At 69.9% G+C, this 19,075-nt stretch carries 13 protein-coding genes; 7 read left to right on the top strand and 6 right to left on the bottom strand.

What is annotated here, in order from left to right; translation table 11 throughout:
* The first annotated feature begins 110 nt into the window (after window positions 1-110).
* Window positions 111-1,313: a sensor histidine kinase gene (locus ACQEVJ_RS40675; protein ID WP_433110102.1), complete on the top strand. Its 1,203-nt coding sequence runs from the start codon at window positions 111-113 to the stop codon at window positions 1,311-1,313.
* Window positions 1,301-1,951 carry a response regulator gene (locus ACQEVJ_RS40670; RefSeq protein WP_433110100.1) on the top strand — a complete coding sequence of 217 codons (651 nt, stop codon included), beginning with the start codon at window positions 1,301-1,303 and terminating at the stop codon, window positions 1,949-1,951. Before ACQEVJ_RS40675 ends, ACQEVJ_RS40670 begins: the two co-directional genes overlap by 13 nt.
* Window positions 1,952-1,966: 15 nt before the next feature.
* On the opposite strand, the gene ACQEVJ_RS40665 is transcribed toward ACQEVJ_RS40670, so the two are convergent.
* The 3 genes from ACQEVJ_RS40665 to ACQEVJ_RS40655 form a co-directional block, all read right to left on the bottom strand.
* Complete coding sequence (locus ACQEVJ_RS40665; RefSeq protein WP_433110098.1) at window positions 1,967-2,503, bottom strand: hypothetical protein; 537 nt, start codon at window positions 2,501-2,503, stop codon at window positions 1,967-1,969.
* Window positions 2,500-4,221, bottom strand: a complete 1,722-nt coding sequence (locus tag ACQEVJ_RS40660; protein WP_433110096.1) for a PHP domain-containing protein — start codon at window positions 4,219-4,221, stop codon at window positions 2,500-2,502. The genes ACQEVJ_RS40665 and ACQEVJ_RS40660 overlap by 4 nt, the downstream gene beginning before the upstream one ends.
* A gap of 123 nt (window positions 4,222-4,344) precedes the next feature.
* Complete coding sequence (locus ACQEVJ_RS40655; RefSeq protein WP_433110094.1) at window positions 4,345-5,274, bottom strand: LysR family transcriptional regulator; 930 nt, start codon at window positions 5,272-5,274, stop codon at window positions 4,345-4,347.
* Window positions 5,275-5,348: 74 nt separating this feature from the next.
* Between ACQEVJ_RS40655 and ACQEVJ_RS40650 the strand changes: the two genes are divergently transcribed.
* The 3 genes from ACQEVJ_RS40650 (at window position 5,349) to ACQEVJ_RS40640 (ending at window position 7,267) form a co-directional block, all read left to right on the top strand.
* Entirely contained in the window at window positions 5,349-5,762 is a 414-nt protein-coding gene (locus ACQEVJ_RS40650) for a VOC family protein (protein WP_433110092.1), read from the top strand.
* A 90-nt stretch (window positions 5,763-5,852) separates the two neighbouring features.
* Window positions 5,853-6,935 (top strand): patatin-like phospholipase family protein, encoded by a 1,083-nt coding sequence (locus ACQEVJ_RS40645; protein WP_433113233.1) that lies wholly within the window; start codon window positions 5,853-5,855, stop codon window positions 6,933-6,935.
* Window positions 6,932-7,267, top strand: coding sequence for a hypothetical protein (locus ACQEVJ_RS40640; RefSeq protein WP_433110090.1), 336 nt, complete (start codon window positions 6,932-6,934; stop codon window positions 7,265-7,267). The genes ACQEVJ_RS40645 and ACQEVJ_RS40640 overlap by 4 nt, the downstream gene beginning before the upstream one ends.
* A gap of 80 nt (window positions 7,268-7,347) precedes the next feature.
* Here ACQEVJ_RS40640 and ACQEVJ_RS40635 read toward each other — a convergent pair whose 3' ends face one another.
* Window positions 7,348-12,807 (bottom strand): ThuA domain-containing protein, encoded by a 5,460-nt coding sequence (locus ACQEVJ_RS40635; RefSeq protein WP_433110088.1) that lies wholly within the window; start codon window positions 12,805-12,807, stop codon window positions 7,348-7,350.
* A gap of 286 nt (window positions 12,808-13,093) precedes the next feature.
* Between ACQEVJ_RS40635 and ACQEVJ_RS40630 the strand changes: the two genes are divergently transcribed.
* Complete coding sequence (locus tag ACQEVJ_RS40630; RefSeq protein ID WP_433110086.1) at window positions 13,094-13,684, top strand: dihydrofolate reductase family protein; 591 nt, start codon at window positions 13,094-13,096, stop codon at window positions 13,682-13,684.
* 25 nt (window positions 13,685-13,709) lie between these two features.
* Here the strand turns inward: ACQEVJ_RS40630 and ACQEVJ_RS40625 are convergent, their stop codons facing one another.
* Both ACQEVJ_RS40625 and ACQEVJ_RS40620 read right to left on the bottom strand, forming a co-directional pair.
* Window positions 13,710-15,698 (bottom strand): family 43 glycosylhydrolase, encoded by a 1,989-nt coding sequence (locus tag ACQEVJ_RS40625; protein WP_433110084.1) that lies wholly within the window; start codon window positions 15,696-15,698, stop codon window positions 13,710-13,712.
* Window positions 15,699-15,724: 26 nt separating this feature from the next.
* Complete coding sequence (locus tag ACQEVJ_RS40620; protein ID WP_433110082.1) at window positions 15,725-17,104, bottom strand: extracellular catalytic domain type 1 short-chain-length polyhydroxyalkanoate depolymerase; 1,380 nt, start codon at window positions 17,102-17,104, stop codon at window positions 15,725-15,727.
* Between the two features lie 522 nt (window positions 17,105-17,626).
* On the opposite strand from ACQEVJ_RS40620, the gene ACQEVJ_RS40615 reads away from it, so the two are divergent.
* On the top strand, window positions 17,627-19,069 hold the full coding sequence (locus ACQEVJ_RS40615; protein ID WP_433110080.1) for an endo-1,4-beta-xylanase: 1,443 nt from the start codon (window positions 17,627-17,629) through the stop codon (window positions 19,067-19,069).
* Window positions 19,070-19,075: the final 6 nt, after the last annotated feature.

Below are 19,075 nucleotides of genomic sequence, written 5' to 3'. Positions count from 1 at the left end.
GCCACGACGCTATTGACGGCCCGGCTCGCCAACGAGAGTGCAGACATGTCGGTTGACAGTGGTGCTAACTCCACCGTCAGCCGATAGGGGGATACGCGATACTGATCGCCATGGTCCGGCGATGGCGAGACGACATGCGCCACCTGCTCGTCAGCGGGGTGATCGGTGCGGCCGGCCTGGGCCTGTTCGTGCTGACCGTCGCGGCGGCCGGGTTCGGGCTGGTGGGCGGCCTCGGTCTGCCCGTCTTCGTCCGGGCCGTGGAGCTGACCCGGAGGCTGGCCGACGTCCAGCGGCGCCGTACCGGTGCGGGCATCCCCTCGCCATACCCGCCGATGCCGGACGACGGGCTGCTCGCCAGGGTCCGCACGATTACGGGCACCCCCGCGACCTGGCGCGACCTGCTGTGGGCGGTGTCCCCGCTGCAGTACACGCTGCCGCTGGTCGCCGTGGGCCTGTGCCTCGCGGGCGCCGAGGGCGTGCTCATGCCGCTGCTGTGGCTCGCGTGGGGGCGCGTCGAATACGAGTGGCTCGTCGTCACCGACCTGCCCGGCGCCTTCGCCGCCGTCGCGGTCGGGGTCGTGACGACGGCGCTGGCCTGCCTGGCGCCGCGGGCGTTCGTCCGTCTGGAGGCCGCGCAGGCCCGGTGGCTGCTGGCGCCCACCACCGCCACCCGGCTGAACGCCCGGATCGCCCGGCTGACCGAGACCAGGACCCAGACTGTCGACGCCTCGGCCGCCGAACTGCGGCGTATCGAGCGCGACCTGCACGACGGCGCCCAGGCCCGGCTGGTCGCGCTGGCCATGAACCTCGGCATGGCCGAGGACCTGTTCGACGCCGACCCCGACACCGCCAGGGCCCTGCTCGCCGACGCCAGGACCGGGGCGCACACCGCGATGACCGAACTGCGCGACCTGGTCCGGGGCATCCACCCACCCCTGCTGGCCGACCGCGGCGTCGGCGGCGCGCTGCACGCCATCGCCCTGACCAGTCCCGTCCCCGTCGAGCTCGATATGCGCCTGGACCGCCGGCTCGCTCCGCCGGTGGAGTCGGCCGCCTACTTCACCGTGGTCGAGGCCATCACCAACGCCGTCAAGCACAGCCAGGCGGGCCGCATCACGGTCACCGTCGAGGACCTCGGCGACCGCCTGGCGCTGCGCGTCGCCGACGACGGACGCGGCGGCGCCGACCCCACCCGGGGCACGGGCCTGCGCGGCATCGAACGCCGCCTGGCCGCCTTCGACGGGTCGATGCGCGTCACCAGTCCCCTCGGGGGCCCCACCACCGTCGAAGCGGAGTTGCCGTGCGCGTCCTGATCGCCGAAGACCTCACCCTGCTCAGGGACGGCCTCACCCGCATGCTCACGGCGTACGGGTTCGACGTCGTCGCGGCGGTGGACGACGGCGCGGACCTCGCCAGGACGCTGGTGGAGGTGCGCCCCGACGTGGCCGTGGTGGACGTGCGGCTGCCGCCGAGCTTCACCGACGAGGGGCTGCGCGCCACGATCGCCGCCCGGCGGGAGGTTCCCGGCCTGCCGGTGCTGATCCTGTCGCAGTACGTCGAGCGGGTGTACGCGGCCGAGTTGCTGTCCGACAGGTCGGGCAGCGTGGGCTATCTCCTCAAGGACCGGGTCGGGCAGGTCAAGGACTTCGCGGACGCGGTCCGGCGGGTGGCGGACGGCGGCACGGTCATGGACCCCGAGGTCGTCGCCCAGTTGCTCGGAGGCGGGCGGCAGCGGGACCGGCTGGCCGCGCTGACCCCCAGGGAGCGCGACGTGCTCGCCGTCATGGCCGAGGGACGCTCCAACAGCGCCATCGCGGCCCGGCTCGTTGTCACCGAGAAGGCCGTCAGCAAGCACATCAACAACATCTTCGCCAAGCTGGCCCTGCCGCCGTCCGACGACGACCACCGACGGGTGCTCGCCGTGCTGACCTACCTCAACGAGGGCGCCTGAAATATATCGACACGGTCAGACGTGGTCGGCGCAGCAGGGCGTGGGGTTCGGCACCTCGGCCGGGGCTATGCGTCCGCCCGGCGCCGGCATGGCGAGCAGGGTCATCAGCCCGTCCCGCCAGACCGGGCGTACGTGGTCGTTGGTAACCAGGACCACGTCGTCGGCCGGGGGCTCCGGCTGGGCGAGCACGAGGACCCGGTCGATCGCCGTACGGGCCAGCAGTTCGCCGACGGTGAGCGTGCCCGGCAGGTCGTCGCGGCCGGGGAACAGCACCACGCGCCCGCCGTCGCGGGCCGCGTGCTCGGCCGCCGCCAGCGCCGCGCCCTCCGCCTCCGAGACCCCCTCGGGGAGCCGGGTCAGGTCGAGGCCGGCCGCGCCGGGCAGGGCCAGCGAGCAGGCGACGTGCGGCAGGGCGCCGGCGCGGACGAAGTGGGTGCAGCCGATCACCCCGGCCGGCGAGCCGAGCGCCTCCACCACCTGGTGGAGGAGGTGCTCGGCCCCCGCGACCGTACGCGATCCGTCATCCAGACCGACGATCATCGGCAGGTTCATCGACGCGGCACGATCCAGATGGGGTTGCTGTAGAACCACAGGTCCTTCCAGGGGTCGGCGTCGCCGAGCACGTCCATGGCGGGACCGTGCGGGTCCACCGACGCGCCGAGCAGGCCGGGGGCGACGCGGTTGCCGTCGGTGCCGCGCAGCCGCACGTAGACGGGGTGGTCGACGGCCCCCACCTGGTAGGTGAAGGTGACGGTGCCGGTGTTCTTCCCGACCTCGTACGACTGGACGACCTTGGTGTTCGGGGTGGTGAACACGTCCTTGTCGGAGGCCGGGCCGGTCACGTCGCCCTGGATGACGTCCACCCGGGCCAGCGTGGGGATGAACTGCGCCCAGTTGGGCCGGTTCGCCAGCGTGATCTGGATGGCCACCTCGACCTGGGCGCCCTGGCGGACGTACAGGGTGTCGCCGAGCGTGACGCCGCTGTTGCCGCGCACCCGCGCGCGGACGACGAGGCCGCTGATCAGGCCGCCGTGGTCCACCCAGATGCGGCCCTGACGGATGCCGTCCATCACGGAGCCGTAGGAGAACCCGGTCGCGCCGACGTGGGTGCGGCTGTAGTAGCCGGGCCAGAAGTCGCCGTTGGACAGGTTGTGCACGCCGTTGTAGATCGGGTCCTCGTACCGGCCGTTGCCGTTGAAGTCGCTGTTCGGCCCGCGGTCGCTGGTGTCGGCGTAGATCGTGTGCGAGTCGGAGTTGGCGGTGATCCACCAGGGCTTGCCCTCGGCGAGCAGGCTGTCCCACAGGCCGCCGACGGTCGCGGTCATCCAGTCGAAGCCGCCGAAGGTCTTGTAGCTCTCCGCCGGGTAGCCGGGGAAGGAGTCGGCGCTCGGGCTGTTGTCGTAGTAGCCGCGGCCGGAGCCGGGTCCGTTGGGCTTGGGGATGCCGGCGGCCTGGTGGCCGGGCGCGCCCTCCATGCCGATCGCGATCCCCGGCGCGGCGTCGCGCCAGGCGCGGATCTCGTGCGGCGAGTCGATGCCCTTGCGCGCCGGGTGGTTGGCCAGGAACAGCGCGTCGGGGATGCGGCGGCGCTTCACGGCGTCGGCCAGGAAGCTGAGTCCCGCGATGGCGAGGGCCTCGTTCTGCGGGGTGCTCGCCGTGGCGTTCTTGACCGAGCCGTCGAAGGAGTTCTCGAACTCCTTCAGCGTCGCGACCTCGCCGCGTCCCGGGGCGACGAACACGGTGCCGTGCTCGGCGGCGGGGATGTTCCACTCCAGGCCCTGGAAGACGAGGGTCTCCTTGACCGCGTCGCGGGCCGCGACGATGTCGGGGTTGACCTTCTCCACGCCGATCTTGGCGTGCGTCGTGCTCCCGTGGTCGGTGATGACCATCCAGTCGAGCCCGTACGCGTTGGCGTGCCGCACCTGGTCGATGACGCGGTACATGCCGTCGGAGCTGTACTGGGTGTGGATGTGGTGGTCGCCCGAGAGCCACAGGAAGCCGTCCTTCGGCTCGCGCTCGCCACGAGAGGTCGCGGCGCTCGCCGCGGCGGCCTGGCCGGGGGCTCCCAGCACGCTCGCCGCGGTGAGGCCGGCGCCGAGCAGCCCGGCCCGCCGGAACATCTGGCGGCGGGAGAGCTGGTCAGGCGACAGTTCCTCGTCCGCGACCGTCATGTCCACGACAGGACCGGGGTCGGAGTGCCCGTGGTCGTGCCCGTGGTCGTGGTCGTGGGTGTGGGGATGGGGGTGGGGGTGTGCGTGCCCCTCGCTCATGTGGTGCCCTTTCGCGTCCCGCCGGAAAACCGGATCCGGCTACGAAAGGCACCTTTGCGAGACCGGCTGAACCGTGCGTGAACTCCGGGAGCCGTGCAGGGGGCCACGGATTTACGGCTGATCCTAAAGGGCGGATACCACCTTTTCGGATGCGCCACGCGGAGGATTCGCGTCGGCCGTGGCCCGGACGAACTCGCGTACGCGGGCTGTCGTGTTGGTCTCCAGCCACACCGGTCCGCGTTCGATCGGCGGCGCGTCCCGGATGGGCACGTACGCGACGTCGGGGCGCGGATAGTACGTGCGGCTGTGCTCGCCCACCGGCAGAACCCCCTTGCCCATGGCGACGAGGGACAGCATCTCCGAGAACGTGCCGCCGACCGGTCCCCTGGGGACGGGCCTGCCGGACGGGGTGTGGCCGGGCGTGCGGTCGCGCTTGAACTCCGCCGAGGTGACGGAGGGGTACTGCACCACGGGGTGGTCGCCGAGGACCTCCAGGGACACCGACTCCTCGCGGGCCAGCGGATGCCCGGCGGCCACGGCCAGCACGCGGGCCTCCCTCAGCAGGACCGGCCCGCAGGCCATGCCGTCGAAGGGGTAGGACGCGATGAGCACGTCCACCGAGCCGTCGAGCAGGCTCGCCCGCGAGTTGGACAGCTGCACCTCCTGGACCTCGACCTCGCAGTCCGGATGGCGTTCGGTGAACAGGGCCACGGCCCGCAGCAGCGCCGGCGCCGTCCACTCGCCGAGGAAGGCCACCCGCAGCCGGCCGGTGATCCCGCGACCCGCCTCGACGGCCCGGCGTACGGCGGCCTCCATCTGGGCTGCCAGGGGCGCCAGGTCGTCGGCGAGCCGCCGCCCGATCGGCGTGAGGCGGACGACCCGGCTCGTGCGCTCGAACAGCGGCGCGCCGATGCGCCGCTCCAGCTTCTTGGTCACGTGACTGATCCGGCCGGTCGTGACCCCCAGACGCTCGGCCGTACGACCGAAGTGCAGCTCCTCGGCCAGCGTCAGGAAGGTCTCGATCTCGTGCCGTTCGAGCATGCGGATCCCCATCGTTGAAGGCGAGTCAACGATCGTAGTGTGATCGGGGCTTGGTGCCGGCCGCCTGACCGGCCATCGTTGGATCCATGAGCACAACGAACATGCGGGTCAAGGGTTTCGACCACCTGGTGCTGACCGTGGAGGACGTCGAGCGGTCGCTGGCGTTCTACTGCGACGTCCTCGGCCTGGAGCCGGTGCGGGTCGACGAGTGGCGGGCCGGCAAGGCGCCGTTCCCCTCGGTGCGGGTGTCGCCGGACACGATCATCGATCTGCTGCGCGGCTCCCGCGGCGAGCCGAACGTCGACCACTTCTGCCTGGTCGTCGAGCCGCTGGACTGGCAGGAGGTCATCGACTCCGGCGTCCTCACCGTCATCGACGGACCCGGCCCCCGGTTCGGGGCGCGTGGCGTCGCCACCTCGGTCTACGTGAAGGACCCCGACGGCAACGTCATCGAACTGCGCTGGTATCCGCAGGACAAGGACCAGGACAAGGAGGAGTGACGGTTCGTCCGCACTGGCGCGGCGCCGGGGTGCGGGCCGTCCACGCGCGGTAAATCCGGTGCGGGACGGTCGGAAGAAGGGCTGGTGCCGATGGCCGGGATGGACAAGCGGGCCGATCTGGTGCTGGAGGGCGGCGGCGTCAAGGGCGTGGGCCTGGTCGGCGCGCTGCACGAACTGCACGCCGCCGGATACCGGTTCGGGCGGGCCGCCGGCACCCGTGTCGCCGGGACCTCCGCGGGGGCGGTGGTGGGGGCGCTGGCGGCGGCCGGGATGCCGCCGGAGCGCATGCGCGAGCTCCTGTTCCGCGTCGACTACCGCAAGTTCAGGGACGCGTCCGCCGTGGAGCGCGTCCCGCTGGTCGGCGCCGGGTTCTCGCTGCTGTCCCTGCTGTTCGAGCGGGGCGTGTTCGAGGGCGACTACCTGCGGGAGTGGCTGGGGAACGAACTGGCCGATCTGGGTGTCGAGACATTCGACGACCTGGCGCTCGACGACCCGGCGCCCTGGATGGGCGAGGACCAGCGTTACAGCCTGGTGGTGACGGCCACGGACGTCACCCTGGGCCGGCTGGTGCGCCTGCCGTGGGACTACCGGAGCGTCTACGGCGTGGCGGAGCCGGGCACGCAGCGGGTGGCCGACGCGGTCCGCGCCTCGATGTCGATCCCCTTCTTCTTCGAGCCCGTCACGATCGCCGATCCCGGCACTGGACTGGTGTCGACCCTCGTGGACGGCGGCGTGCTGTCCAACTTCCCCATCGACACGCTCGACCGGCAGGACGGGGAGCAGCCGCGCTGGCCCACCTTCGGGGTCAAGCTGCTCCCCGCGTTCCGGGAGGACACGCTCAGGCTGCCGTTCGCCGGGGCTCCCCACCTGCCCGCCCTGAGGCTGCTGACGTCCCTGGTCGGGACCGCGATCGTCGGCCACGACCAGACGTATCTGAACCAGCCCTGGGTCAGGGCCCGCACCATCCAGGTCGACACCGAGAGCGTGGGGGTGGTCGACTTCGACCTCGACGAGCGGCAGAAGCTCGACCTCTACCTCAACGGCCGGACGGCAGCGGCGGCCTTCCTGTCCACCTGGGACTGGGACGACTACCGCGCCCGCTTCCGCCCGCCATCAGTGCCCGCGAAAACCAGTGGCAGGGTCGAGACGGCCGGAAGTCTACTTGGCCCATGATCGTGATCTCGGCCGCCTCCGGCGCGCTCGGCCGCCTCGTCATCGAGCACCTACGCACCCGTACGGAGGTGGTGGCGGCGGTGCGCGACCCCGCCCGCGCGCCCGAGGGCGTGCCGGCGCGCCGCGGTGACTACGACGACCCGGCGAGTCTGCGCGAGGCGCTCGGCGTGCCCTACCGCGAGGTGCCCGACGCAGGGCCGGGCCCGATGAGCTGGATCAACGCGCAGATCCGTGCGGGGATGCTGGAACAGCGGACCGACGACCTCGAACGGGTGCTCTGCCGCCCCGCCGAGACCGTCGTCTCCCGCGCCCTCGGGTCTTTCCCCGGGTAAGCACCCCGGGGAGGGAGCCGGGGCCGGTCAGCCGGCCGCCAGAACCAGGCGGGCGACGCCGTGGGCAAGGGCCTCGGGCGTCAGGCCCTCGGCGTGCCGCCGTACTGGACGATCAGCGCGTCGGCGTCCCGGAGGAGCGTGGCGCGAACCTCGGCGTCGGTGACGACCTTCTTGTCGCCGGCGACGTCCTCGAACTTCTCCAGCTCCTTCACGATCTTGTCGGTCTTCTTGTCCTTGTCCTCCGCGTCGCGGACGGTCGCCAGGTTGGTCCGGAGCTTGTGGGCGTTCTTGCCCGTGAGCTTCCCTGCGGCCTCGAAGCGGTCGATCAGGGCGGCGATGTCGCCCGTCGAGGTGACGACGGAGAACTTCACCGTCTGGACGGCCTTGTTGCCGGCCTCGTCGACGGCGGTGACGCTGAGCGTGTGCTCGCCCAGGGCCAGCGTGTACAGCGCCTGGAGCGTCCCCGCCGTGAACGGCCTGCCGTCCAGCGTGCCGGTGACCGTCTTGATCCCGGAGCCGCCGTCGGAGGCCCGCCAGCCGATCCGCAGGTCCTGGCTGTCGCCGTACCGCTGACCGTTCTCGAGACCGGAGGCCACGACCGTGGGCGCCGTCGCGTCCACCTTGACCGTCAGGGTCTTGGCGTCCTCGACGTTGCCCGCCTTGTCGGCGGAGCGGTAGGCCAGTGTGTGCGAGCCGTCGCCCGAGACGGCGACCGGAGCGCTGTACGCGGTCCAGGCCCCGCCGTCGAGCTGGTACTCGGTCTTGTCGATCCCGCTGCCCTTCGGCTCGTCGGCGGCGGTCAGCTTCACCGTGACCGCTCCGGTGAACCAGCCGGTCACCGGCTGCGCCGGGTCTGTCGTCGCGGTCGTCACCGGCGCGGTCTTGTCGACGACGCCCTTGACCAGGTGGAAGTAGTCGAACCTGGCCGTCTTCGACGCCGTCTGGTCGGCGCCGAGGGTGAACAGGCCGGCCTTCGCACCGGTGGCGACCGCGCTGTTCTTCACCGGCGCCGGTGCGCCGTTCGCGGCGATTTCGGTCCAGTCGGCGCCGTCGGCGGAGTAGTAGCCGTGGAAGGTGTCGCCCTCCTTGGCCAGCCGCAGCCACCACACGCCGCCGGGGAGGTCGCCCACCGACGGCTGCGGGTTCTGGACGACGCCGCCGACCTCGCTGCGCATCTCGAGGCCCCGCGCCACCGCGGAGCCCGCGGTGTTGGTGGTGATGTAGTCGAGCTTCACGTAGTCGTCGTCACCGGCGTAGACCATCAGGCCGCCCTGGTGGTACCGCTCGTTGAACGCCGAGCCGTCGATCTTGGTCTCGATCACCCAGTCGCCGTCAGGCGCGGTCTGCAGGATGAAGTTCTTCGGGCCGCTGTTGCCGGTCCCGTAGATGTCTCCCTTCGTGGTGTCGAGCTGGAGCTGGCCGCCGGTCACCCGCGCCGCCGAGGCGTCGGGGCGGACGGTCGCGTTCCAGCGGCAGCCGTCGAGGGCGGTGCCGTCGAACTCGTCGTCCGGACCCGGCCTGGTGGCCTTGTCGTCGGGCGTGATGTGGAACCAGTCGAAGGAGGCGTCCGCCACCGGGCGGTTGCCGGACCCGGCCAGGGAGAGCAGGCCGATCTTCGCGTTCTCGATGCCCGCGAGCGGCTTGGTCTCCGGCATGGCGGTGAACGTGCCGCCGTCGGCCGAGTAGTAGGCCTTCAGGTTGGTGCCGTCGCTGACGAACCGCACGTACACGGTGTCGGGGTAGGCGTCCCCGAGGTTGGCCGTGTTGCTCGCCGCCACCTCGTTCGGGCTGCCGTTCTCCTCGCGGATGAACTGGAAGATCCGTTCGGAGTGGCTGCCGGTGCCCCGCGCCTGCAGCACCATCTTGGCGTAGTTGTCGTCGTCGCCGTACAGGACCAGGCCCGCCTGCTGGTACGCGTCGAGTACCTTGAGCGTGACCTTGGCCGTGGCCACCCACGCGCCCGACGGCGCCGGCTGCACGACGATGTTCGGGGTGTCGCCGCCGGCTCCGTAGATGTCGGTGGTCGAGGTCGGGATCACGAGCTTGCCGTCCGCGACCCTGAGGTCCTGGTTCTCCCGGACGACCGACCAGCGGTCGCGGTCGAGCTGGGTTCCGAGGAAGTCGTCGGAACGGCCGGTGAGACACAAGATCGTCGGCGCGTCCACCTTGATCGAGATCTTCTGGGTCGCCGCCGCGCCCTTGGCGTCGGTCACCGTGACCTCGGCGGTGTAGGTGCCCGGCGCGGTGTAGGTGTAGCTCGCCTTGTCGGTCGTCGGGTGCGGCGCTCCCGTCACCCCGAAGTCCCACTTGTAGGTGAGCGGCGTGTCGCCGTCGGGATCGGAGGCGGTCGCCGTGAAGTCGACCTGGAGCGGGGCGACGCCCGTCGCCGGGCTGGCGCTCACGGACACGGCCGGACGCTGGTTCTCCGTCACGCCCTTGCCGACGAAGTCGACCCAGTTGACGTTGACGAAGGCGCCCGCGGCGCCCGCCGGGTGGCGCGCGACGAAGTAGATCGGTCCGCTCTCGGTGGGCGGATCGGTCAGGTTCATCGTGACGTCGACCCAGTTCTGCCAGCCGCCGGTGCCCGGCACGGTGACCGAGCCGATCAGCTTCCCGGTCTCAGGGTTGCCCATCTTGGCCTGGATGGTCCCACCGTTGCCGGCGGATGCGGCCCGGAAGCGGATCGCGGTGATGTTCGACAGGTTGACCGGGTCGAACGACCACCAGTCGCCGTCCTCGATCCACCCGATGTTGAGGTTGCCGCCCTGCGGGTCGCTCGTGGTCTCCGTCTGGACGCCCGCCGCGTCGGTGCCCTTGCCGTCCGCGACCCGGCCGGTCTCCGCGAAGAACTCGGCCTGCTTGCGCTTGGTCTGCAGGATCACCTGACCCCGGCCGGTGAGCGGCTTGGCGGCGCCGGAGCCCTTGTCGGTGTAGCCGGCCTCGATGACGTAGAAGAGGTTGTCCGCGTCGCCGTGGCCGCCCGACGATGCGGTCTGCAGCACGCCCTCGCAGCCCTTGGCCTGGTCGAGGGGGTGGCCGTGGGTGTCGTGGCCGAGCAGCGCCTGCACCTGGACCTCGTCGCAGTCGATCGCGCCGTCCTCGGCGTCGGTGACGGTGACCTTGTACTTCACCTGGTCACCGAACTCGAAGAACCCGCCGTCGGGCGGCAGCTCGACGGTCACCTTCGGCCTGCTGTTGCCCGCCTGGACGGTCACGCTGGCCGTCGCCTTCCTGCCGTCGGCGTTGGTGACCGTCAGGACCGCGCTGTACTCGCCCGCCTTCTCATAGGTGAAGGTGGGGTTGGCCTCGGTGGAATCGGTCGTGCCGTCACCGTCGAAGTCCCACGCGTAAGTGAGCGCCTTGTTGTCCGGGTCCCGGGTGCCCTCGCTGGAGAACTTCACGGTCAGCGGGAGCGGGCCGTCGGTCCTGTCCGCGGTGGCGCGGGCGACCGGCGGGCGGTTGCCCTTGATGTACTCGATGCGGTAGATGCCGGAGTCGGCGTTGTCGCCGCCGAAGCCGGAGCCCCACTCGATCATGTACAGCGCGCCGTCGGGGCCGAACTTCATGTCCATCGGCTTCTTGAAGCTCAGCGAGCCGAGGATCTGGTTGATCTCGACGAGCTTGCCGCCGTCCTCGTAGAGCTGGAACGAGAACATCTTGTTGGTGTTCCACTCACCGAAGACGGCCTTGCCGTTCCAGTACGCCGGCCACTTCACGTCCGACTTCAGATCGGCGTCGTAGCGGTAGACGGGGCCCGCCATCGGCGCGCCGCCCTGGAGCTCGGGGAAGTTCTGCGGGTCGGTGTTGTAGTGGTACCAGACCGTCGCCGGGATCACCGGCGGCAGCTTGGTCAGGCCGTCGTTGTTGGGCGAGTCGTTGACCGGCGCGGCGCAGTCGAACGGCGAGCCCGACTTCTTGGTGGCGAAGTCGTAGTCGACGTACGGCTTGTTGTCGCCGATGCAGTACGGCCAGCCGAAGTTGCCCGGCTTGGTGACCAGGTTCCATTCGACCGTGTTCTCCGGCCCCCGCGTGGCGCTCGCGGTCCCGGCGTCGGGGCCGTACTCGGCGACCATCGGGCGGCCGGTCTTGGGGTCGAGGCCGACGCGGAAGGGGTTGCGGAAGCCCATGCCGTAGATCTCCGGCTTGGTCTTCGCGGTGCCGGGAGCGAACAGGTTGCCGGCCGGGATGGTGTAGGTGCCGTCGTCTTCGGGGTGGATGCGCAGCAGCTTGCCGCTCAGGCTGTTGGTGTTGCCGGAGGTGCGCTGCGCGTCCCAGTTGGCCCGTCCGGACTGCTCGTCGATCGGCGCGTAGCCGTCGGAGTTGAACGGGTTGGTGTTGTCACCCGTGGCGAGCCACAGGTCGCCGGTCTTGTGGTCCACGAGCATGCCGCCGCCGTGGTGGCAGCACTCGGCCCGCTGGACCGGGACGTCGAGGAGCTTCTTCTCACTCGCCAGGTCCACGGTGTCGTCCTTCACCGTGAACCGGCTCAGCCGGTCGACGTTCTCCCCGACGGGTGAGTAGTAGAGGTAGACCCAGTGGTTGGAGTCGAAGTCCTCGTCCAGCGCCAATCCGAGCAGACCGCTCTCGTTGGCGGTGAACACGTTGAGGCGCGCGGCCTGCACGGTGCCGCCGGCGGGCTTGATGATCTTCACGTCGCCCAGCCGGTCGACGTAGAAGACCCGGCCGTCCTTGGCGACGTCCATCATCATGGGGTTGGACGTGTCCGTGTCGAGGGCGACCTTCTCGAAGCTGTCGCTCTGTGAGGCCGAGCAGTCGGCCTGCACGACACCGGCGGCGGTCTCGATGCCGCCCAGCAGCAGCTTCAGGAAGTTCGGCTCGCTGTAGTTCTCCTTGAGGTGGCCGAGCCCCGTGTACCAGGAACGGCCGCCGTCGAAGTCCTGGCACCAGGTGTTCGGGTGGTCGGCGCCCATCGTGGCGCCGGAGTAGGACTTCTCGTCCATCGACGTCAGCACGTGCACGGTGCCACGCGGATTCGTCTGGTAGTCGTACCACTCGTCGGTACGGGTCCAGGTCGTCGGCAGGCCCTTGGTCGACGGGTGCGCCGGGTCCTCGACCTTGACCGTGGCCTGCTGGATCGCCGGGTGCGACTTGAAGTAGGCCCCGACCAGCTTGCCGTACCACGCCCAGTTGTAGCCGCCGTCGGCGGCGGCGTGGACGCCCACGTAACCGCCGCCCTTCTGGATATAGCGCTGGAAGGCGTCCTTCTGCTCCTGCGTGCCCAGCGGGTCACCGGTCGTGGACATGAAGACCACGGCCTGGTACTGCGCCAGGTTCTCGTCGGTGAACTGGGCGCTGTCCTCGGTCGTGTCGACCGCGAAGTGGTGCTCCTCGCCGAGCTTCTGCACGGCCGCGATGCCCTCGGGGATCGAGTCGTGCCGGAAGCCGGTGGTCTTCGAGAAGACGAGCACCTTGTAGTCCCCGTCTCCCGGGTGCGCGAGCGCCGCCGTCGGTATGGCGGGCAGGGCCAGGGAGAGGGACAACACCGCAGCCATCCGGCGTAGGTGCCTTCGAACTGCCAAGACAGCTCCTTGTGGGGGGTGAACGGGCGACCCGAGAGGGAGGCCCGCGGTGACGCGAAGGTATTCCGCTTTCGCCCATTTGTGAAGACCTTTTAATCGAACTGACAACACTTTGTTCTCTCGCAGAACGAAGTGCGCGCGAGGGTGGCATGACTCCTCCGAACACATCAACTGTCTTGACAATTAAATTTGTCGGTGGCTACCGTGAGAACCACGACGGAGCCGACGACGGCACCGGCAGACACAGACCGGCAGACACAGACCGGCAGACACAGAGGAGAGCGTCATGGGTATCGCGGTCATCGAGTTCATGAGCCTGGACGGCGTCGTGCAGGCGCCGGGCGGCCCTCAGGAGGACACGGACGGCGGCTTCGCGCACGGCGGCTGGACGCACCCGTTCTTCGACCCCGAGATCGTCGGGGGCGCTTACGACGACGCGGTGAGCAAGGCGGAAGCGCTGCTCTACGGCCGCCGCACCTGGCAGAACATGGCCGCCGCGTGGCCCGCGCGGGCCGGTGACCCGTTCGCCGACCGGATGAACGCGATGCCGAAGTACGTGGTGTCCGAGACGCTGGGCGACGATGAGCTGACCTGGAACACCACGCGAATCCCCGGCGAGGCGGCCGTCGCCCGCATCCGCGAACTGCGGGATGCGGGCGACGGCGACCTGGTCGTCATGGGGAGCCCGAGCCTCGTGCGGACCCTCCTGCACGAGGGCCTGGTCGACGAGCTCCGCCTGATCGTCATGCCGGTGATCCTGGGCGGCGGAAAGACGATCTTCCCGGGCGACGGCCTGCGGCACAGGCTCGAACTGGTCTCCACGACCACCGGCGGCACCGGCGTGCAGCTGTGCGTCTACCGCCGGGTCGTGGAGTAGGGGGGCACCCGGAACCCCGCCGGCGTCAGGGGGTGGTCAGGTCGAACCGGCTGACGGTGACCGCGCCGCCCAGCGCTTGGGTGGCGTAGTCGAAGATGGCGAACCGGTAACCCATGAAGAACTGCCAGGCGTTGCCCATCGTGAAGGCCGGTCCGAACGAGGTGAAGTTCGCCCCGTCCGTGCTGTAGGAGAAGCGTGCCTGGCGGCCGGTGCCCGGACGGATGTCGGCGTTGACCCGCAGCCAGATCCGCCCGCCGGAGGCGGGCGCGCTCGCGACCTCGGTGCCGGTGCTCGTGGTGGCCCAGCTGCTGTTCATGGTCAGGTTGTTGGTCATGACCACCCGGGTCTGGCCGTTGTCGCGCCTGACGCCGATCCAGGCAGACGAGTCGCGCAGCATCGCCAGCCCGGCCCGGTCACCGTCGCGCATGGCCGAGTAGTCCAGCTGGATCGTCGCCGTCGAGGACGGGCCCAGGATGCGGTGGGTCAGGGTGTTGCGGGCCGAGTACAGGTCGTCGGTGACCGTGGCGGTCTGCAGCCGCAGCCCGTTGTTCACGCTGTATTTGGTGGTGTCGGGATTGTGGTTCCACTCCCATTCGGGGCCCAGCTGGGTGCCGGCGAAGGTGTCGGTCCCGGTCGGGGACTTCACCTGACGCGGCGGGCGCGGCACGTTCGGGTAGGGGTAGGAGCCGCCCCAGGCGCCGTTCACGGTCTGCACCGTCGGCCAGCCGTCGGAGGTCCAGGTGATCGGGGCCAGGACGGGGATGCGGCCGCCGGGGTAGGCGTCCTGGAAGGCCATGTAATACCAGGCGCCGTTCTGGGTCTGGACCAGCCCGCCCTGGTGTGGCACCCCGCCGCCGGAGACCGGGCCGCCCATGTTCAGCAGCACCTGGCGCATCTCGTACGGGCCGAAGGGGCCGTTGGTGGACTTCAGCACGTACTGCCCGTTGGCCGGGCGGGTCAGGAAGATGTAGTAGGCGCCGTTGCGCTTGTACATCCGCGACCCCTCCAGCGTGCCCACGCTGGACGGCGTGGAGAACACCTGCCGGCTGCGGACCTCGGTCTTCCCGTCGGCCGACAGCTGGGCCACGCTGATGTCGGTGTTGCCGTAGGAGACGTACATCGTGTCGTCGTCGTCGACCAGCAGCCCGGCGTCGTAGTAGCACTTGCCGATCGTGGTGTGCCGGTTCCACGGGCCCTCGACCGATGTGGCGGTGTAGATGTAGGTCTTGCTGAAGTCGACGCAGCCGCCCCAGTAGAAGGTCTTGTTGCTCTTGCGGTAGTTCAGGAACGACGCCCAGATCCCGTTGACGTACGCCCGCCCGCCGTTCAGGTCGTACTTCGACCCGAAGTCCAGTTTGGGCACCGAGTGACCGGCGTACTCCCAGTTGACCAGGTCGTAGGAGCGCAGGATCGGCGCACCGGGCGAGTAGTGCATCGTGGAGGCCGAGTAGTAATAGGTGTCGTCCACCCGGAAGACGTCGATGTCGGCCAGGTCCTCCCACAGCACGGGGTTGGAGAACGTCGTCGACGACGGTGAGGGCGACGGCGTAGGGCTGGGACTGGGGCTCGGGCTCGCCGAGGGGCCGGCACTGGGGCTGGTGACGGTTCCACTGCATGTGGTGCCGTTGAGTGCGAAGCTCGCCGGCACCGGATTGGACGAGGTCCAGGAGCCGTTGAAGCCGAACGACGCGCTGCCGCCGGTCGGGATGCTGCCGTTGTAGGAGGCGTTGGTCACCGTGACCTGGGCGCCGGACTGTGTGTAGTCGCCGTTCCACAGCTGGCTGATCGTCTGCCCGGCGGGAAACGACCAGGTGAGGCGCCAGCCGTTGATCGGATCACCCAGGTTGACCACGTCCACGTCGGCGCCGAAGCCGCCCTGCCACTGGTTGGTGACCGTGTAGGTGACCCGGCAGCCCGCGGCGGCCCGGGCGGAGCCTGCGGTCACGACTCCGAGGACGCTCAGCGCCGCGGCCATCCCGGCCGCGAGCCAGCGCCGATGTCGAGTGAGGCGCACGAGAATCTCCAGGGGATAGGGATTCGTCAGGAGACGGTGCAGACGTTTCCGTTGAGCGTGAACGCGGTGGGCTTGGCGGCGTTGCCGGTGTGGGTCGCCTGGAAGCCGATCTCGGTGGACGCCCCGGGGGCCAGCGAGCCGTTGTAGCCGGCGTTCGTCGCCGTGACCCGGCCGCTACTGGGGGAGTAGGTGGCGTTCCATCCGTTGGTGATGGTCTGTCCGCCGGGGAGGGTGAAGGCCAGGGACCAGCCGTTGACGGCGGAGGAGCCGGTGTTGGTGATGGCGATGTTCTCGGTCAGCCCGTTGTTCCAGGCGTTGACGGTGGCGCTGACCCGGCACGCGCCCGATCCGCCGCTGGGCGACGGCGAGCTGCTCGGCGAGCTACTTGGGGATGACGAGGGCGAGGGCGAGGGCGAGGGCGACGGGGACGGGGACGGGGACGGGGACGGGGACGGGGACGGGGACGGCGTGACGCCGGCGCCGTCGAGGCCGAGGAAGGCGATGGCGTAGGCGAGCTGGCCGGTCATCGGCAGTTGGTGGCCGACGCCGGAGATGCTGATGCCCTCGACGGTGGCCTGGGTTCCCGTGGTGCCATACCTGGTGCGGGTCCAGGACGACTGCGGGTGGTCGGTGAAGGCCGGGGTCTGGCTCAGCCCGTGCAGATTGGTCCACTGCTTGATCTCCTCGCCGAAGTTGGCGTAGGCCAGCGTGGTGTCGGTGGTGCCGTGCCACAGCTGCATCCGCGGGTAGCGGCCGGTGTAGCCCGGATACATCGCCCGTGCCTGGTCGCCCCACTGCTGGGCGGTCTTGACGAGCTGCCCACCGGAGCACTGGCTGTTCCACAGTGAGCCGTTGGTGGTGGCGAAGCACCCGGCGGGTACGCCGGAGAACGCCGAGGCGGCCGAGAACACGTCCGGATACTGTGCGGCGAGCACGTTGGTCATCATCGCGCCGGAGGAGAAACCGCTGACCACGATCCGGGCGGGGTCCACGTTGTATCGCTGGCGGGCGTAGGCGACCATCGACATGATTCCGGTGGAGTCGCCGCCGCCGTCGCGCCGGAGCGCGGCCGGGGTGGAGACGTCGAAGCACTTCTCGCTGCGGGTGGCCTCGGGGAGCACGATGACGTATCCGTAGCGGTCGGCCGCGGTGACGAAGTCGTGCCCGTTGCCGTTGAAGATCGCGCCGGCAGAGCCGCCGCAGTAGTGAACCAGGACCAGCAGTGCTGGCCGTGCCGCGACCCTGTCCGGCACGTAGAGGTACATGTTCAGGTTCGTCGGGTTGGCGCCGAAGCCGGTCACCGGGGTCAGCGACGCCGCCGCGGCGGGCCGGGTCGCCAGGAGCGTGCTCGCGACCACCAGGGGCAGGGCGGCGGCGGCCAGCAGGACTCTGAGCCTTCGTCTCACGCCGTTTCCTTTCATCATTGTTAGCGCTAACATTCCTGTACGAGTCGCCTGCTCCTCTCCTCGGGGTGACCGGAGGCGGTGGTGCGCCGGAGCAAATACGACGTGTCGACTGCCCGTCAAGGCGGCGTCTTCGGCCCGGCGCCGCCGTTGCGTCCGTACGCACGTCTCATCTGCCGCGACGAGCTCCGGGCGCACCGTCCGAGGGATACGGGGTGATGAAACATTCATCGATGCCTGCGTCGTGATGGCCATCGATGGGAGTGCCAGGAAAATTACATCGACGGATTGCTGACATCAGTCCAGCCTGCAGCGCTCTGCGTGCATCTTGGCGTCGAAACTTTCTGGAAACGCCCTTGACATGTTTCGGGGGTGATTTCCAGACTGACTCCCCGAGGCGGCTCCTCCTGCCGGGGTCGGTGGTGAGTGGCAGGGGCCGCGGTTTTCGACGCGACGACGGATCGCGTGCTGTTCCCGCGGGCGTCTTCCGCGTTCCCTCATCGATTCCGCAATGGAGGCTCAGGCATGGGCGAAAATTCCTTACCCGCCGACGGAGGGCGGCGACGGCTCGTCGGCACCCGCCGGCTGCTGGTCGCCGGCGCCCTCGGCGTACTCGGCACGGTCACCGCGCTCTCGGCGTCCGTCCCCGCCGGCGCCGCCGCCGGCACGCTCGGCGCGGCCGCCGCCCAGAGCGGCCGTTACTACGGCGCCGCGATCGCGGCCGGTCACATGAGCGACTCGGCCTACGTGGCCACCTGGGACCGAGAGTTCAACGCCGTCACCCCCGAGAACGAGATGAAGTGGGACGCCACCGAGCCCTCCCGCGGATCGTTCCGCTTCACCTCGGCCGACCAGATCGTCAGCCATGCCCAGAGCAAGGGCATGAAGATCCGCGGGCACACGCTGGTGTGGCACAACCAGCTGCCCAGCTGGGTGAGCGGCCTGTCGACGAGCGACCTGCGCTCGGCGATGGTCAACCACATCAACACGGTGATGGGCCACTACAAGGGCAAGATCTACGCCTGGGACGTGGTCAACGAGGCCTTCGCCGACGGCGGCGCCGTCGGCACCCTGCGCAGCTCGGTGTGGACGCAGAAGCTCGGCAACGGCTTCATCGAGGAGGCCTTCCGCGCCGCGCGGGCGGCCGACCCGAGCGCCAAGCTCTGCTACAACGACTACAACATCGACAACGCCACCGCGAGCAAGACCCTTGGCGTCTACAACATGATCAAGGATTTCAAGGCGCGCGGTGTGCCGATCGACTGCGTCGGACTGCAGTCGCATCTGTCGTCGGGGTCGGTGCCGTCCAACTACCAGCAGAACATCGCCCAGTTCGCCGCGCTCGGCGTCGACGTCCAGATCACCGAGCTCGACGTCGGCGGCTCGGGCTCCGCCCAGGCCGACGCCTACCGCCGCGTCACCCAGGCCTGCACGGCAGTGCCCCGCTGCACCGGCATCACGGTCTGGGGCGTCACCGACAAGTACTCCTGGCGCAGCGGCGACACCCCGCTGCTGTTCGACGGCAACTACACCAAGAAGCAGGCGTACACGGCCGTCCTCGACGCCCTCAACGCCGCGACGCCGAACACGAGCCCGTCCCCGAACACGAGCCCGTCCCCGAACACGAGCCCGTCCCCGAACACCAGCCCGTCGCCGACGAGGTCTCCTGTCACGGGGGCGTGCTCGGCGGCCATCGAGACGACCAACAGCTGGCCGGGCGGGTTCCAGTCGACGGTGACCGTACGGGCGGGCAGCGCGGCCGTCAACGGCTGGACCGTGAAGTGGACCTGGCCGGGCGGGCAGAGCATCAGCAGCCTGTGGAACGGCACGCAGAGCGTGTCCGGCTCCAGCGTGACGGTCCGCAACACCGACTACAACGGCTCCATCGCGGCCGGCTCGTCCACCACCTTCGGCTTCACCGCCAACGGCACCGCGGCCACCCCGTCCGTCACCTGCACCAGCCCCTGACCTGAG

The sequence above is a fragment of the Microbispora sp. CA-102843 genome, assembly GCF_050936215.1.
GTDB lineage: Bacteria > Actinomycetota > Actinomycetes > Streptosporangiales > Streptosporangiaceae > Microbispora.
Note: the sequence above shows the minus strand (reverse complement) of the source record. Positions and strands in the feature narration are given on the sequence as shown.

What these genes read in the sequence shown, in the direction of transcription:
- ACQEVJ_RS40655 (WP_433110094.1), bottom strand. Translation starts at nt 5,274, where the DNA reads ATGGGGATCCGCATGCTCGAACGGCACGAGATCGAGACCTTCCTGACG.
- ACQEVJ_RS40640 (WP_433110090.1), top strand. Translation starts at nt 6,932, where the DNA reads ATGATCGTGATCTCGGCCGCCTCCGGCGCGCTCGGCCGCCTCGTCATC.
- ACQEVJ_RS40615 (WP_433110080.1), top strand. Translation starts at nt 17,627, where the DNA reads ATGGGCGAAAATTCCTTACCCGCCGACGGAGGGCGGCGACGGCTCGTC.
- ACQEVJ_RS40665 (WP_433110098.1), bottom strand. Translation starts at nt 2,503, where the DNA reads ATGAACCTGCCGATGATCGTCGGTCTGGATGACGGATCGCGTACGGTC.
- ACQEVJ_RS40645 (WP_433113233.1), top strand. Translation starts at nt 5,853, where the DNA reads ATGGCCGGGATGGACAAGCGGGCCGATCTGGTGCTGGAGGGCGGCGGC.
- ACQEVJ_RS40650 (WP_433110092.1), top strand. Translation starts at nt 5,349, where the DNA reads ATGAGCACAACGAACATGCGGGTCAAGGGTTTCGACCACCTGGTGCTG.
- ACQEVJ_RS40630 (WP_433110086.1), top strand. Translation starts at nt 13,094, where the DNA reads ATGGGTATCGCGGTCATCGAGTTCATGAGCCTGGACGGCGTCGTGCAG.
- ACQEVJ_RS40675 (WP_433110102.1), top strand. Translation starts at nt 111, where the DNA reads ATGGTCCGGCGATGGCGAGACGACATGCGCCACCTGCTCGTCAGCGGG.
- ACQEVJ_RS40660 (WP_433110096.1), bottom strand. Translation starts at nt 4,221, where the DNA reads ATGAGCGAGGGGCACGCACACCCCCACCCCCATCCCCACACCCACGAC.